Genomic DNA, 15,952 nt, shown 5'->3' with positions numbered 1-15,952 from the left:
TGGGTGAGTTTGACTGTTATTCGAGCCCATCGGTGCCGCGCGTAAGCGCAAGGATTTTTACTCAACGGGGCCTGGCCCGGTTGAACACTGAAGGCCGCTACGGCGGCGCGTAACCATAAAAAGGGATGACTGCATGCGAGCCATTTTGCCCCTCTCCGCTTTGACCTTGTCCGCCGTGGCCTTAGGCCTGGCCGGCTGTGCCCCCTCCGAGCCCGACTCGGCGCCCCAGCAGAGCGTGGCCCAAGCCCCGGTCGAGGTGACAGAAAAGCTGGTGGTCTACCAGATGTTCACTCGACTGTTTGGCAACACCGTGGAGAACAACGTGCCCTGGGGCACCGCGGAGCAAAATGGCGTCGGCAAGTTCAACGACATCACCGACGAGGCCCTGGCGGGGATCAAGCAGCTGGGCACCACCCACCTGTGGTACACCGGTGTGCCGCACCACGCCCTGGTGGCGGATTACACCCAGTACGGCATCAGCAATGACGATCCGGACGTGATCAAGGGCCGGGCCGGCTCCCCCTACGCGGTCAAGGATTACTACAGCGTCAATCCGGACCTGGCCGAGGATCCGGCCAACCGCATGGCGGAGTTCAAGGCATTGGTGGAGCGCACCCACGCTGCCGACATGAAGGTGCTGATCGACATCGTCCCCAACCACGTGGCCCGCCAGTACGAGTCACTGGGCAAGCCCGAGGGGGTAGAGAACTTTGGTGCCAGTGATGACACCTCGGTGGCCTACGCCCGGGACAACAACTTCTACTACGTAGTGGGCGAGGAGTTCTCGGTACCGGACTTTGAGCCGGGCTTTGAGCCGCTGGGCGGTCAGTCCTACCCGGGGCTGGATGGCCAGTTCGCTGAGTCCCCGGCCAAGTGGACCGGCAACGGCAGCCGCAGCGCCAAGCCCCATGTCCATGACTGGTACGAGACGGTAAAGATCAACTACGGCGTGCGTCCGGACGGCAGCCACGACTTCCCCAGCCTGCCTGACGGCTACGCCGATAAGAGCGCCGCCGAGCACTACGCCTTCTGGCAGGGCCAGGATGTGCCGGATTCCTGGACCAAGTTCCGTGACATCACCCTGTTCTGGACCGAGTTTGGCATCGACGGCTTCCGCTTCGACATGGCGGAGATGGTGCCGGTGGAGTTCTGGAGCTACCTCAACTCCCACATCAAGCACGCCAACCCGGAGGCGTTCCTGCTGGCGGAGGTGTACCAGCCGCACCTGTACCGCGACTACCTGCACCTGGGCAAGATGGATTACCTCTACGACAAGGTCGACCTGTACGACAAGCTCAAGGACATCATCCAGGGCAACGCCAGCACCGACGCCATCGTCGCCATCGAGCAGATGAAGGCGGACATCGAGCACCACATGCTGCACTTCCTCGAGAACCACGATGAGCAGCGTATCGCCAGCCCGGACTTTGCCGGCAGCGCCGAGCGCGCCTTGCCCGCCATGGTGCTGTCCGCCACCCTGAGCACCGCCCCCACCATGCTGTACTTTGGCCAGGACGTGGGTGAGGCAGGCGAGGGCGACGCCGGCTTTGGCAAGGCCACCCGCACCACCATCTTCGATTACTGGGGCGTCCCGGCCCACCAGCGCTGGATGAACGGCGGCAAGTTCGACGGCGGCCAGCTGTCTGAGCAAGAAAAGGCCCTGCGTGACTACTACATCCGCCTGATGGACGTCACCACCTCGGCCCCGGCGATGATGGGCAAGGCGGTGCACACCCACACCGACAGCCGCAACAACCCCGGCTACACCGATAAGACCTTCAGCTACGTTCGCTTTGACGATGAGCAGAAGTTGATCATTGCCAGCAACTTCTCCGACAGCGATAGCGTGACCACCACCCTGACCATCCCCTCGGCGGTGACCCGTCAGTGGGGCATGCCCTGGGAGGGCGAGTACGCCCTGAACGATCTGCTCAACGTCGACGGCATTGAGGGCAGCCTCAAGGTCCACAACCACATCGGCACCATCGAGCTGACCCTGGCACCGCTGCAGTCGGTGATCTGGGAAGTGCAGCCTTAATGCAAGGAGCAGCCATGATGAACACTTTGCAATTCCCTCGACTGCGGGCCTCGCTGCTGGCGATGCCGCTGTTCGCCCTGAGCCTGGGCGGCAACGCCTGGGCCGCCAAGGTGAAAAGCCACCAGTTTGATGGCGACACCCTGGTGCTGCACACCGACGAAGGCCAGGTACACCTGACCGGCTACGGTGATGGCGCTCTGGCGGTGCACTACCAGAACAGCGGCATCAAGCAGCTGCCCTCTTACGCCCTGGACCCGAACGCCAGTGTCCAGCGCGGTGAGCTGGTGGAGGCCGGTCCGGTACTGGAGTACCGCCTGCCGGAGCTGACCACCCGCATCCAGCTCAACCCGCTCTCCCTGAGCTACTACCACCAGGGCGAGCTGGTGCTGGCAGAGGAGCGCGGCTTGATCGCTGAGGACACCGTACGTGGCTTCCGCTTCAGCCTGCAGGAGCAGGAGAAACTGATGGGCGGTGGCTCCCGGGTACTGGGGATGGACCGCCGTGGTGAGCGGATGCCCCTATACAACCGCGCCTCCTACGGCTACGAAGGCAAGCCCGGCGACCGGGTTGACCAGATGTACTATGGCCTGCCGGCGGTAATGAGCTCCAACAAGTACGCCCTGGCCTTTGATAACTCCGCCACCGGCTGGCTCGATATCGGTGCCACCGATCCCGAGGTGCTGCAGTTTGAAGCCGTCGGTGGCCGTACCGCCTACCTGGTGGCCGCCGGTGCCGATTACCCCGAGGTGATCGAGAACTTCACCGCTGCCACCGGCCGTCAGCCGATGCCGCCGCGCTGGGCGCTCGGTAACTTTGCCTCCCGCTTTGGCTACCGCAACGAAGCCGAGGCCCGTGACGTCGTCGCTCGCTTTGCCAAGGCCGAGGTACCGCTGGACGCCATCGTGCTGGATCTGTACTGGTTCGGTGAGGACGTGCAGGGCCACATGGGCAACCTGGACTGGGACCGCAAGCACTGGCCCGAGGCGGAGCAGATGATCGCCGATTTCTCCGAGCAGGGGGTCAACACCGTGCTGATCACAGAGCCGTTCATCCTCACCACCTCCAACAAGTGGGATGATGCGGTGAGCAGCCAGGCCCTGGCCACGGACTTGGGCGGTCAGCAGCCCAAGCGTTTCGATTTCTTCTTCGGTAACACCGGCCTGGTAGACGTGTTCTCCGAGCAGGGCCGTAACTGGTTCTGGCAGCAGTACCAGCGCATCGCCGAGTCCGGTGCCGCCGGCTGGTGGGGTGACCTGGGTGAGCCGGAGGTGCATCCCCACGATTCGCTGCACCGGGTGGCGGATGCCGGCGACGTCAGTGCCACCGCCGATGAGGTCCACAATGCCTATGGTCACGAATGGGCCCGGCTGGTGGACGACGGTCTGCGCCAGCTGCAGCCGGATCGCCGACCGATGATCATGATGCGCTCCGGCTTTGTCGGTTCCCAGCGCTATGGCCTGATCCCCTGGACCGGCGACGTGGCCCGCAGCTGGGGTGGCTTCAAGCCCCAGGTGGAGCTGAGCCTGCAGATGGGCGTTCTGGGTCTGGGCTACATGCACTCGGATCTGGGCGGCTTTGCCGGTGGCGAACAGTTCGATGCCGAGCTTTACACCCGCTGGATGCAGTACGGTGTATTCCAGCCGGTCTACCGGCCCCACGCCCAGGAGGATATCGCGCCGGAGCCGGTGTTCCACGACGCTGAAACCCTGCGTCTGGCCCGTGAAGCGATCCTGCTGCGCTACCGCCTGATGCCCTACCTGTACACCCTGGCGTTTGAGAACAGCACCACTGGCATGCCGCTGATGCGCCCGCTGGCGTTCGAGGATGAGCGGCTGTTCGAGGTCAAACACAGCTACCTGTGGGGCGACGCCTTTGTGGTGGCTCCGGTCACTGCGCCGGGTGTCGACGCCGTGCAGGTGCCGCTGCCGGCAGGGGTCTGGTTTGACTTCTACACCGGCGCACGCTTCGAAGGCGACCAGACCGTGTCGGTGCCGGTGACCATGGAGACCCAGCCGGTGCTGGTCCGCGCAGGCAGCGTGATCCCCATGGTGGCTCCGGTTGCTACCCGGGACTACAGCAGCGCCGAGCTGGAGCTGCATTACTACTACCCCAAGACGGAATCCCAAGGCGGCGGGCGCTTGTACGAGGATGATGGTATCAGCCCGGACAGCCTCGAACAGGGCGCGTACCACCTGATGGAGTTCGCGGTGGTGACCGAGGAGAAGGGGCTGACCTTCGACCTGCAGCAAAGCGGCCAGGGCTACCCGGGTGCACCGGAATCCCGCCGCATCACCCTGACCCTGCATAACGTCACCTGCAACGTGCAGTCTGCCAGCTTGGCCGGCCAGCCCATCGACTGGCAGCAGACCGAGCAGGGCGTGGTACTGGTGTTTGACTGGGCCGGTGAGGACGCCCAGCTGACCCTCAACTGGTAAAACGGCTCAGCTATCAGAAAACCGGCGCTTAGGCGCCGGTTTTTTTGTGCCTGAGCCCCCGGGTTCTGCCCCCCACGCCGATACGTGAGTCTTTGCTCTAACGGGAATTCACAGCGATCTCGGCACAATTGGCGAATTGGACAGACCAAAGGTGATCGAGCTTGGAAAAAAGGTTCAAATTACGCTGACAGCGCGGCAGGCGGGATGGTCGCTGGACGATAGCGGTATCACTATCGAACGCAACTCTCTGGCGCTGACTATTAAGCTTTTGAATCAATTAACTTTATTAGTGTCTCTCCCTTGCCGGCTCCTGCTTTGCCAGCACCATAGGTCGGCCGCCAGCGGCCGGGTTTCCCTGGTGGCCAGCCCCATGAATACGTATGCAGCGCGTTGTCGGCGTTGCCACCCCCTGATTAACATCCGTTAACAACAAGTAACGAGCTTGCAACGTTGCCTGTCGGGGGGTCGAAGCGGTAGAGCCCGGGAGCAACGGCGACAAGGACGATAAGAAACCGCAAGGGGAGAGACCATGACACCATTCAAACCCAACCGACTGACCGTTGCCCTGGTGGCGGCGGGTCTGAGCAGCGTGGTATACGCCGCTGAGCCTGCCGAAGGCACCGAGGCAGCTGCCGAGCAAGCCGATACCGAAGTGATTGAGGTACGCGGGATCCGCCGCAGTTTGACCGCCGCCCAAGCCGAGAAGATGGACAACAGCTCCATCGTCGAGGCGATCTCCGCCGAGGACATCGGTAAGCTGCCGGACAACTCCATCGCCGAATCCCTCGCCCGTCTGCCGGGCCTGACCACCCAGCGTCTCAACGGCCGCGCCAACGTGGTGTCGGTCCGTGGTCTGGCACCGGATTTCACCACCGCCACCCTGAACGGTCGCGAACAGGTGACCGTCAACGAAAACCGCGGGGTCGAGTTTGACCAGTACCCGTCTGAGCTGATCAACGGCGCCGTGGTGTACAAGACCCCGGATGCCACCGTGACCGCCCAGGCCATCGGCGGCACCATCGATCTGCAAACCGTGCGTCCGCTGGCCCACGGTCAGCGCACCGTAGTGGTCAACGGCCGCTACGAAGTGAACGACATGGACCAGCTCAACCCGGACGTGGATGACGACGGTTACCGCTTCAGCCTGTCCTACATCGACCAGTTCCTGGACGACACCCTGGGCCTGGCCATCGGCCTCTCCTCCATGTCCAGCCCGAGCCAGTTCGAGCGCACCCACATCTGGGGCTACCCCGAGTACGAGGGCAACCTGGTGATGGGCGGCTACAAGCCCTACGTGCAGTCCTCTGAGCTGCAGCGTGATGGCGTTATGGCGGTGATCGAGTACGCCCCTAACGACCGCTTCCACACCGTGCTGGACCTGTTCTACACCGACTTCGCCGACAACTACAGCCTGCGTGGCGCCGAGATCCCGCTGCAGTGGAGTGCCGCTCAGCTCGATCCCAACAGCATCGTGGTGGAAGACGGCCTGATCACCGAAGGCAGCTTCAGCGGCGTGAAGCCGGTGCTGCGTAACGACTACGAAGACCGCGATGCAGATCTGGCCGCCATCGGTTGGAACCTGGAGTACAACTTCTCCGATCTGTGGCGCGGTGAGGCAGACCTGTCCTACTCCAAGGCCTCCAGCCGCACCTTCTCGCTGGAGAGCTATGCCGGTATCGGCCGTGGCTACGACGAGGGCCTGCAGGACACCTTCGGCTTTGCCATGACCAGCGAAGGCGCCCGCTTCAGCAACAACACCAACTACGCCGATCCGGCGCTGGTGCAACTGGGTAACCCCCAGGGTTGGGGCTTTGCCAACGGCATCCAGGATGGCTTCATCAACGACATCGACCTGGAAGATGAGCTGTCCGCCGTGCGCCTGAGCGCCGCCCGCATCATCGAATCCGGTGCCCTGTCCGAGGTGGAGTTCGGCGTCAACCACACCGATCGCAGCAAGGACAAGGTCTACAACGCCGCCTACCTGCAGCTGAAGAACGATGCCGCCACCACCGTGCCGTCCGAGTACCTGCTGTCGCCGGTCAACCTGGACTTCATCGGTATTGGCGATCTGCTCAGCTACGACTCCCGTGGCCTCTATGGCAGCGGCGACTTCTACAACGAGTTCGATGCCCTCAAGCTGGATGCCTGGCGTCAGACCAAATCCTGGACCGTCGACGAGGCGGTGACCACCCTCTACACCAAGCTGGATATCCTCACCGAAGTCGGTGAGATGCCGCTGAAGGGTAACGTGGGTGCCCAGGCGGTCTACACCGACCAAAGCTCCGACGGCTTCGGTACCCTGGTGGATGAGAACGGCCAGATCCAGGTGGTGCCCCTGTCCGGTGGCAGCGATTACTGGGAGTTCCTGCCCAGCTTGAACCTGAGCCTGGAAGTGGCCAACGACCAGTACGTGCGTCTGGGTATCGCCCGCACCCTGGCCCGTGCCCGCATGGATCAGATGAACGCCAGCCTGGAGCTGTCCTACAACGCCGAGAACGTTGACGAGACCGACATCGAGAACTCCCCCTGGGGCGGCAGCGGCGGTAACCCGGAGCTGGAGCCCTGGATGGCCTGGCAGTACGATCTGAGCTACGAGAACTACTTCTCCAGCTCCAGCTACTTTGCCGTAGCCCTGTACTACAAGGACCTGGAAAACTACATCTACCAGCAGCAGACCATCGGCGACTTCAGCGGGATCCCGGTTTCCGGTCCGGAGCCGGCCCTGCGTGAAGGCTACGTCAGCATCTGGCAGAACGGTGAAGGCGGCTACATCTGGGGTGGTGAAGTGACCCTGTCCGTCACCGGCGACGTGGTGCACGATGCCCTGTCTGGCTTTGGTTTCTCGGTGAACTACTCCTACACCGACAGTGAGGTGCAGGAAGGCCCGGACACCGAGCCGCTGGACCTGCCCGGTCTGTCAGAAGACGTGGTTAACGCCAGCTTCTACTACGAAGACTACGGCTTCCAGGCGCGGCTTAGCGCACGCTACCGCTCCGAGTTCCTGGGTGAGGTCAGTGGCCTCAGCCTGGCACGGGATAAGCGCTTTGTAGAAGCAGAGACCATCGTTGACGCCCAGATCGGCTACGACTTCTCCGGTTCCGGTATCCCGGCGCTGGAGGGGCTGACCCTGCTGGCCCAGGTGCTCAACCTGACCGACGAGCCCTTCATGACCTATGAGAATGAAGATACGCGCCTGGTGCGTGACTACCAGAGCTACGGTCGTACCTTCCTGGTGGGCGGCAGCTACACCTTCTAAGGCGTGCTGACACGGTAAGTGAGATAAGGCCCCTGTGACCCGTGGTTACAGGGGCCTTTGTGGTTTTAAGAGGAAGCGTTATGAAACCAATGGAACGGGTTGTGATCCTCGGCGGTGGCAGTGCCGGCTGGATGGCCGCCGCCATGCTGGCGCGGATGCTGGGGCCGAGTCTGGTCATCACCCTGGTGGAGTCGGAGCAGATCGGCACCGTGGGCGTAGGCGAGGCGGCCATCCCGCCACTGCAGCTGTTTAACCAGGCGCTGGGGCTGTCGGAAGCGGAGTTTATGAGTGCCACTGCCGCCAGTATCAAGCTGGGGATCCAGTTCGAGGGCTGGGGTGGGGCGGGGGAGCGCTACATGCACGCCTTCGGTCAGGTGGGCAAAGACCTGGGGCTGACTCCCTTCCACCATTACTGGCTGCAGGCGGGGGAGGAGACCGAACGCTTCTGGGATTACTCCCTCAACGAGCAGGCCGCCCGGGCTGGTCGGGTGCTGCTGCCCTCTCCACCCCAGGGCAAGATGCTCGGCGGGCTGGTTCACGCCTACCATTTTGATGCCCACCGCTATGCCCAAACCCTGCGCCGTTACAGTGAGCGCCTCGGCGTACGTCGGGTCGCCGGCGAGGTGGTGCGAGTGCCACTGTGTCCCGACAGCGGCCAGATCCAGGCGCTGGAGCTGGCGGACGGTCAGCGCATCGAAGGGGAGCTGTTTATCGACTGCTCCGGCTTTGCTGGCCGATTGATCGAGCAGGCCCTGGGCAGCGGTTTCGAGGATTGGGGCCACTGGCTTCCCTGTGACCGGGCCTGGGCGGTGCCTTGCGAAGGGGCGGAGTCCATCGCCCCCTACACCCGCTCTATTGCCCGGGAAGCCGGGTGGCAGTGGCAGATCCCGCTGCAGCACCGCATCGGCAACGGTTTGGTGTTCTCCAGTCGCTTCCAGGATGAGCAGAGCGCTAAGGAAAGCCTGTTGGCCAACCTGCCGGGCAAGCCCCTGGCGGAGCCCAAGCTGCTGCGCTTTCGCACCGGCCGACGGCGCCAGCCCTGGCTGCGCAACTGCGTGGCACTGGGTCTGGCCTCGGGCTTTCTCGAGCCGTTGGAGTCCACCAGCATCCACCTGGTGCAATCCGGCATCATGCGGCTGTTGAAGCTGTTCCCCAACCATGGGCCCATGGACTCCCTGGCGGCGGAGTACAACCGCCAGAGCCAGCGGGAGTTTGAACAGGTACGCGATTTCCTGATCCTGCACTACCACCTGAATCGCCGTGATGAGCCGCTGTGGCAGCACTGTCGCAGCATGAGTCTGCCCGACAGCCTGTCCCACAAGCTGGTGCTGTTTGCCGAGCAGGGCAGGGTACTGCGGGACAGCGACGAGCTGTTTACCGAGGTGGCCTGGGTCCAGGTGATGCTGGGCCAGGGGCTGCGACCGCAACAGGCGCACCCGTTGGCAGCGGCCCTGAGCCCGGCGGAGCGGCGTGACTACCTGGGCCACTTGCGCACCATCGTGATGGGCACGCTGCAGGGGATGCCCAGCCATCGCGCTTTCTTGCAGCGCTACTGCCCGCAAGCCAAGGAGTAGCCAGCGATGCAACCAAGAGCAAGCGCAGTGCTGCATACGTATGCAGGCCCTGTTGATGCAAGCCCGCTTGGCATGCATAAACCGGGCGCCAGGGCAAAGCGAGTTCGACCCAGGCAAGGGAGGCTTTTTGTCGCCGCGCTGCTGGCGGGGGTGTGTAACCTGGCTGTGGCCCAAGAGGCGGAGCCGCTGCTGCACGTCCCGTCGCCGGACTGGCGCGATCAGGTGATCTATTTTGTCCTCACGGACCGCTTTGCCGATGGAGACCCCAGCAATAACGACCAGGGCGCCGGGGTCTACAACCCGGCACTGGGCAGCCACTACAGCGGCGGTGACCTGGCCGGGATCCGTCGGCAGTTGGATTACATCCAGGGGCTGGGGGCGACCTCGGTCTGGCTGACGCCGCCGGTGGCCAACCAGTGGTGGTATGAGCGCGGCCAATACGGCGGCTACCACGGCTACTGGGCCACCGATTTCAGCCAGGTGGATCCGCATTACGGCGATCTGGCCAGCTACCAGGGCCTGTCCGATGCCCTGCATCGCCGCGGCATGTACCTGATCCAGGACATCGTGGTGAATCACACCGGCAACTTCTTTGGCTATGACGGCGACTACAACCCCGACAACACCGCCGAGCACTTCACCCTGTTCCCGGCCAACCACCCGGGGGATCGGCGGCCGACTCAGGCCCCCTTTGACCAGCTCGACAGGTTGGACCCGGCCCAGGCCGCCGCCGACATCTACCACTGGACCCCGCCCATCCAGGACTACAGCGATCCGGTGCAGCAGTTCAGCTACCAACTGACCAACCTGGCGGATCTCAACACCGGCCATCCGCAGGTGCGCCAGGTGCTCAAGCAAAGCTACGGTGACTGGATCCGCCAGGTGGGGGTGGATGCCTTCCGGGTGGATACCGCCAAGTACGTCGAGCATGAGTTCTGGCGTGACTTCTTCTGGGCCGAGGATGGCATCATGGCGGCCGCCAAGCAGACCGGCCGTGATCACTTCCTGGCCTTTGGCGAGGTGTTTGAGGACTCGCCGCCGATGACCGACCGGGGGGAGCGCATCGCCACGGCCTTTCTGGGCAGCGAGTCTGCACCGCAGCTCAACTCGGTGATCGGCTTCCCGCTCTACTTTGAGTTGGGCAGGGTGCTGGCCCAGGGCCAGCCGCCGGCGCAGCTGGCCTACCGGCTACGCCAGCATATGGCGCTTTATCCGGATCCCTATGTGATCCCCAATTTCATCGATAACCACGACACCCCGCGTTTCCTTGCCAGTGGCTCGGAGGCAGGGCTGCAACAGGCGCTGGGGCTGATCTTCACCATCCCGGGGATCCCGGTGATCTACCAGGGCGATGAGCAGGGGCTGCGTCATAGCCGTCAGGCGATGTTTGCCGGAGGCTATCTCAGTGACCGTGACCAGTTTGATACCCAGGCGCCACTCTACCGCTGGACCCAGCAACTGGCGCAGCTGCGCCAGAGTGAGTCCGCACTTCGTCGCGGTAGCCTGACCGTACTGGCAGCAGAGCAGCAGGCACCCGGGCTGCTGGCGTTTGAACGAATCCACCTAGGGCGTCGCCTGGTGGTGCTGCTCAACACCTCCGACCGAACCCAGCTGGTCAGTGGGGTTGAACTGGGGCGGGGGCAGCTGACTCCATTGTTGCTGGAGCCCGGCGCCGAGGCGCAACCGACGACGGTGAACCAGAGCCTGACCCTGGCACTGCCTCCCCGGGCGTTTCGAGTCTACGCCTGGCAGGAGGCTGAGCAGAGTAACGAAACACCGGCGCCGGTTGCACTGAGCCTGGATACCCCCCTAGCCGGACAGCTACTGACCGAACCGACGGTCATCGCTGGCCAATTTGCCCGGCCGGACCTGGCGCTCTACCTGGTTGAGGACGGTGATCTGGACCGGGCAAAGGCTCTGGAGGTGGCTGCCAATGGCCGCTGGCAGGCCACTCTACCGGTGGCGGACCTGGGCACGTCCGAGCGCAGTCTGTCGCTCTACGTGCCGGCTTTGAATCAGGCTACCGCCCCCATTGCCTATCAAACCCGGCGAACCGAGCCGGCGCAATCGGCCCAGGTCAGCTCGCCGACGGGCTACCGCAGCGGCTACCAACCGCCCAGCCATGAGGCCAGTGGCAGCCAGCATGACTTGCGCGGTGCCCGGCTGCGCAGCGGTGGCGAGGTGCTTGAGCTGACCCTGACGATGGCTGAGATCAGTGATGGCTGGTTGCCCAGCAACGGCTTCGACAACGTCAGCTTCCAGATCTTCTTCGACCTCAGCGCTGTGGAACTGGCGCAGCCCACCCTGGCAGCCGCTACGGCCTTGCCGGGCCAGTCTGCCTCGATGCCTGACGGTCGGCGCTGGCAGTTGGGCCACAGCCTGTTTGGCTGGGGCAATGGCCTGTTCCTGGCCGAGGGCGCCACCTCGGAGCGGGGCGGAACGGCGGTCACACCGGTGCCCCAGGTTCGGGTGGACAAGGACAAAGGCACCATTACCCTGAGCTATCGCGGGCGGAGCCTGGGGATTGAGGACTGGCGCGGGGTGGGGGTCTACGTTACCACCTGGGATCGCACCGGCGAGGGGGCGCTGCGCCCATTGGAGAGCGAGGCCGGCCCCTGGAGCTTTGGCGGTCAGGTCAATGGCCCCAAGGTGATGGACGCTTTGTGGGTTGAACTGACCCCCTGACCCAGTGCATGCCCTGGCTCTATTAACAACATCTGTAAACAGCAGCGCCGCCCCAAAGCTTGGGGCGGCGCTGGCTTGCGACGCAACAGTGCTGCGTAGGACTGGGCCCTTAGAAGGTAAAGGTCGCCCCCAGGGTGTACATCCAGGTCTCATCCAGCACGTCCAGGTACTCCACCTCGCCACGGATGGCGAAGCTGCCCAGCTCAAACTCCAGCCCCAGGCCGGCGGCCAGGTCGAAGCCATCATCGCTGATGCTGGTGTCAGCAAAGTCGGTGTCGTTGTCCCAGTAGATCCCGCCTATCTTGCCAAAGCCACGCAGTGGCCCCAGTGGGATCCCGCCGATCACAAAGACGTCGATGCCGTAGGGATCGGTCTTAACCAGGCTATTCTCGGCAGAACCCAGCTCACGGTAGCCGCCCTCAACGGCAAGCACGCCATTGAACTGGTAGCCGGCAAACACCTTCCAGGCAAAATCGCTTGAGTCGATCTCAAAATCGCCAAGGTCCGGATCGCTACCCTCCTGGTTGATGGTGGCGGCACCGAGCGAGACGCCAAGATAGAGGCCTTCATCCTTAGCCTGGGCCAGTGGGCTCAATATCAGGGCCGTTAACGCTGCGCAAAGCAGCGAAAGCTTACGGGTGGTCATCATCCTATCCTCCTCGTTTTATGGCGGGCAGAAACACGCAGTTGGTGCCCGCTCAGGCAGTGCCCGCACCAAAGGTGAGGGCACACAGAGCTTAGTCGAGGGGGAGGGGTTGGCCAGTGAACAGGGTGATCTGGGGTCAGTCGACGTTGTACACCAGCACCAGGCTGGCGCCTTTCAGTGCACTGCCATAGTTGAACAGCAAACCCAGTCCCACGTTATCCAGCCAGGGCACCTTACCCTTGGTGTTGATCAGCCATTCGGCGATGAACTCGTAGTAGTAGTGGGTATCGAACGGAGTGGTGACGTCGCCGCGGATATCGATGCGGTTGAGACCGAGACGGTAATCCTGCTGGGTCAGGAAGAGATCCGGCAGCGGGCGACGCATGGAGACGCCGTTGAGCCAGCGTGCCCCCTCCGGTGTGGCGCGGTGTAGCGGGTTGTCCAGGTTAAAGGTCTTGCCCCAGAAGTAGCTGTAGGCGCTTTGGTACTGCCAGTAGGTGCGGCCTCGCTGGTGGCGATAGCGCACCAGCAGCTCCGGTTGCAGCTGCCAGGCATCGACGGAAAAGTTGAACAGGTTGCCCTCGAGGATATCCTCCAGCGACTGGGTCTGAGGGTTGCGGTACTCAAACTTGTTCTTGTAGCGGGTCAGGTGGCCGCCCATGCCGAAACGGCCCTGCCAACGGCGACCGAAGTCCCACACCAGCTGGGGCTGCAGGAACAGATCAAAGGTTTCGTCCCGGTTGGTGTCGGTAACCGCCTCCAGATCACCGAACAGCGCCAGTCGCTGGTTGACCCGCACGTAGCCGGCGCGGGCATGCAGCTGAAGTTGCCAGGTATCCTGCTGCCACAGGTTCCAGTCCAGTGGCAGGGTGTAAACACTTAACTCGTTGCGCAGCTCCACCGAGGTTTCGTCCCCCAGGTTGGGGTCGTCGATGGGCAGGATCTCATTAGGGTCGAAGTTGACGAAGCCAAGGCTGAGGGATTGGCGGTCGGTGATCAGTACGGTGGCGGCAAAGGTCTGCTCGATGTTGTCGCGGATAAAGGTCTCAAGCTCCTCAACGACATTGGCCTGTGCCGGTGCCGCCAGGGCGGTGAGAACACAAAGACGCCCCAGTAGAGCGGGGCGTCCTGAACCAGCATCCTGCCGTCGGGGCTCCATCATCGTCGTTATGCCTTAGTGTCGTACTTATCCTTGTGCTTTTTATGGTAGCCCTTTCCGTGGTGCGCATCACGCAAGGTTTCATATCGTTGCCATTGGTCGTCATTGAGCAGGGCTCTCAGGGCTTGCTGGTGTGACTCGCGCGCCGCCTGCATCTGGGCTTTTTTCTCCTCCTGGCTGACATCACTCTGCTTGATGCTTTGCCACTGTTGGCGCAGGTCCTGGTACAGCTGGTCAAACTGCTGGCCCTGCGCTTCACTGAGCTGCAGCTCCTGCTTAAGCATCTCCTGCATCTTGGCGTGGCCACCGCCATGATGGCCAGCCTGGACACCCAGGCTGATCACGGCGCCAAGCAGCAGCGCTATCCACGTGGTTTTCATATCCCAGTCCTCGTCGTGTTATGGTCGCCGTCGGCGTATCCCATCGCCCTGACAACCTTGTGAATACGCCCATGAATACGTATGCAGATGCTTGTTGTGATCAGCGCATCTTGCATAGTATCCGAGTATTCATGGCGCGAGTTTTCCGGTTCATACCAAGGCGGTTCGGGCCTCACCACGGAAGAAAAACTAGAGGAAACGGATGGTGACTGACAAACCCAAACTGAGTTTTTGGCAGATCTGGAACATGTGCTTCGGCTTCCTGGGGATCCAGTTTGCCTTTGCCCTGCAAAACGCGAACGTCAGCCGGATCTTCCAGACCCTGGGCGCGGATATGGATCTTATCCCTATCCTGTGGATCGCCGGCCCGGTGACTGGCCTGATCGTTCAGCCCATCGTCGGCCACTTCAGTGACAAGACCTGGGGCAAGATGGGGCGCCGCCGTCCCTACTTCCTGTACGGTGCCATCGTCACCAGCCTGGCGTTGATCGCCATGCCCAACTCCCCCTACCTGTGGTTCGCCGCCTCGATGCTGTGGATCATGGACGCCGCCATCAACGTCTCGATGCAGCCGTTCCGTGCCCTGGTCGGCGACAACCTGCCCAAGTCCCAGCAGCCCACCGGCTTTGCGGTACAGAGCTTCTTTATCGGCGTCGGCGCCGTGGTGGCCTCTATGCTGCCCTGGATCCTGGCTCAATACGGCGTCAGCAACGAAGCGGAAGCAGGGGCCATTCCGGATACCGTACGCTATGCCTTCTACTTCGGTGCCGTGGTGCTGTTCCTGGCGGTGGGCTGGACGGTGCTGCGCACCCGAGAGTACAGCCCGGAGCAGTTGGCTGCCTTTGAAGCCGCCGAAAAGGTCGAGCGGGCACCGATCCAGGAGCGCGCGCCGGAGCTGTGGCTCAAGGGCGCCGTGGCCTGGTTCCTGCCAGCGCTGGTGGGCACCGGGGTGATCTGGGCCCTGGGCCTGGATAAGCAGCTCTACATCCTCTCCATCTCCCTGCTGGCCTTTGCCCTGCTGCAGGCCTACGTGGGTCAGCGCCGCAAGGCGGGCAAGAGCCACAATGGCACCGATGTGGTGATGGCGGATCTCTACGCCATGCCGGACCAGATGAAGCGTCTGGCCCTGGTGCAGTTCTTCTCCTGGTTTGCCCTGTTCGCCATGTGGATCTACACCACCGCGGCGGTCACCTCGGTGCACTACGGCACCATGGACACCAGCTCCGCTGCCTACAACGAGGGCGCTAACTGGGTGGGTATGCTATTCGCCGGCTACAACGGCTTCTCCGCCATCGCTGCGATGATCATCCCGATGATGGTCTCCGCCATCGGCATCCGCTTCAGCCACTCCATCAACCTGCTGCTGGGCGCCGCCGGTCTGGCCTCCATCATGGTGATCGACGACCCTGCCTGGCTGATGCTCTCCATGGTCGGCATCGGCTTCGCCTGGGCCTCCATCCTGTCGCTGCCTTACGCCCTGCTGGCCGGGGTGCTGCCCGCCAACAAGATGGGGGTGTTCATGGGGATCTTTAACCTGTTCCTGGTGATCCCTCAGCTGCTGGCGGCCAGTGTGCTGGGCATGCTGCTGCGGGTAGGCTTCGACAACCAACCCATCTACGCCATGGCCATCGGCGCGGTGAGCTTCGGTCTGGCGGCGCTGTCGATGCTGACGGTGAAGAAGCCGGAAGACGAGCTGGCGGCCCAGGCCACCTGATCCCAGATACGGCGCTTCGGCGCGACCCAATTCGGGCGGCACGACCTTCGGCGCCGCCTTTTTCT

General features: G+C 63.0%; 9 protein-coding genes. 6 read left to right on the top strand and 3 right to left on the bottom strand.

Annotated elements, in window-relative coordinates:
* Positions 1 to 133: 133 nt before the first annotated feature.
* The 5 genes from BUC04_RS10805 (at position 134) to BUC04_RS10785 (ending at position 11,988) form a co-directional block, all read left to right on the top strand.
* Positions 134 to 2,038 carry an alpha-amylase family glycosyl hydrolase gene (locus tag BUC04_RS10805; protein WP_067656645.1) on the top strand — a complete coding sequence of 635 codons (1,905 nt, stop codon included), beginning with the start codon at positions 134 to 136 and terminating at the stop codon, positions 2,036 to 2,038.
* A 17-nt stretch (positions 2,039 to 2,055) separates the two neighbouring features.
* On the top strand, positions 2,056 to 4,473 hold the full coding sequence (locus tag BUC04_RS10800) for a TIM-barrel domain-containing protein (RefSeq protein ID WP_234977383.1): 2,418 nt from the start codon (positions 2,056 to 2,058) through the stop codon (positions 4,471 to 4,473).
* 529 nt (positions 4,474 to 5,002) lie between these two features.
* Positions 5,003 to 7,729 carry a TonB-dependent receptor gene (locus BUC04_RS10795; protein ID WP_067656638.1) on the top strand — a complete coding sequence of 909 codons (2,727 nt, stop codon included), beginning with the start codon at positions 5,003 to 5,005 and terminating at the stop codon, positions 7,727 to 7,729.
* A gap of 80 nt (positions 7,730 to 7,809) precedes the next feature.
* Positions 7,810 to 9,303, top strand: a complete 1,494-nt coding sequence (locus BUC04_RS10790) for a tryptophan halogenase family protein (RefSeq protein WP_067656635.1) — start codon at positions 7,810 to 7,812, stop codon at positions 9,301 to 9,303.
* A 150-nt stretch (positions 9,304 to 9,453) separates the two neighbouring features.
* A complete protein-coding gene (locus BUC04_RS10785; RefSeq protein ID WP_067656632.1) occupies positions 9,454 to 11,988 on the top strand; it encodes an alpha-amylase family glycosyl hydrolase in 2,535 nt (844 codons plus the stop codon).
* Positions 11,989 to 12,097: 109 nt separating this feature from the next.
* Here BUC04_RS10785 and BUC04_RS10780 read toward each other — a convergent pair whose 3' ends face one another.
* The 3 genes from BUC04_RS10780 to BUC04_RS10770 form a co-directional block, all read right to left on the bottom strand.
* On the bottom strand, positions 12,098 to 12,637 hold the full coding sequence (locus tag BUC04_RS10780) for a porin family protein (protein WP_067656629.1): 540 nt from the start codon (positions 12,635 to 12,637) through the stop codon (positions 12,098 to 12,100).
* A 133-nt stretch (positions 12,638 to 12,770) separates the two neighbouring features.
* A complete protein-coding gene (locus BUC04_RS10775) occupies positions 12,771 to 13,796 on the bottom strand; it encodes a Solitary outer membrane autotransporter beta-barrel domain (RefSeq protein ID WP_067656626.1) in 1,026 nt (341 codons plus the stop codon).
* A gap of 5 nt (positions 13,797 to 13,801) precedes the next feature.
* Positions 13,802 to 14,173 (bottom strand): hypothetical protein, encoded by a 372-nt coding sequence (locus BUC04_RS10770; protein WP_067656622.1) that lies wholly within the window; start codon positions 14,171 to 14,173, stop codon positions 13,802 to 13,804.
* A 202-nt stretch (positions 14,174 to 14,375) separates the two neighbouring features.
* On the opposite strand from BUC04_RS10770, the gene BUC04_RS10765 reads away from it, so the two are divergent.
* Positions 14,376 to 15,887 carry an MFS transporter gene (locus BUC04_RS10765; protein WP_067656619.1) on the top strand — a complete coding sequence of 504 codons (1,512 nt, stop codon included), beginning with the start codon at positions 14,376 to 14,378 and terminating at the stop codon, positions 15,885 to 15,887.
* Positions 15,888 to 15,952: the final 65 nt, after the last annotated feature.

The organism is Ferrimonas marina, assembly GCF_900129905.1.
Lineage (GTDB): Bacteria > Pseudomonadota > Gammaproteobacteria > Enterobacterales > Shewanellaceae > Ferrimonas > Ferrimonas marina.
The sequence above is the reverse complement of the archived record's forward strand: the minus strand, read 5'-3'. Positions and strand labels throughout refer to the sequence as shown.

Excerpts from the sequence above, each read along its gene's own strand:
- BUC04_RS10805 (WP_067656645.1), top strand. The coding sequence starts at position 134 with ATGCGAGCCATTTTGCCCCTCTCCGCTTTGACCTTGTCCGCCGTGGCC.
- BUC04_RS10800 (WP_234977383.1), top strand. The coding sequence starts at position 2,056 with ATGAACACTTTGCAATTCCCTCGACTGCGGGCCTCGCTGCTGGCGATG.
- BUC04_RS10795 (WP_067656638.1), top strand. The coding sequence starts at position 5,003 with ATGACACCATTCAAACCCAACCGACTGACCGTTGCCCTGGTGGCGGCG.
- BUC04_RS10790 (WP_067656635.1), top strand. The coding sequence starts at position 7,810 with ATGAAACCAATGGAACGGGTTGTGATCCTCGGCGGTGGCAGTGCCGGC.
- BUC04_RS10780 (WP_067656629.1), bottom strand. The coding sequence starts at position 12,637 with ATGATGACCACCCGTAAGCTTTCGCTGCTTTGCGCAGCGTTAACGGCC.
- BUC04_RS10775 (WP_067656626.1), bottom strand. The coding sequence starts at position 13,796 with ATGATGGAGCCCCGACGGCAGGATGCTGGTTCAGGACGCCCCGCTCTA.
- BUC04_RS10770 (WP_067656622.1), bottom strand. The coding sequence starts at position 14,173 with ATGAAAACCACGTGGATAGCGCTGCTGCTTGGCGCCGTGATCAGCCTG.
- BUC04_RS10765 (WP_067656619.1), top strand. The coding sequence starts at position 14,376 with ATGGTGACTGACAAACCCAAACTGAGTTTTTGGCAGATCTGGAACATG.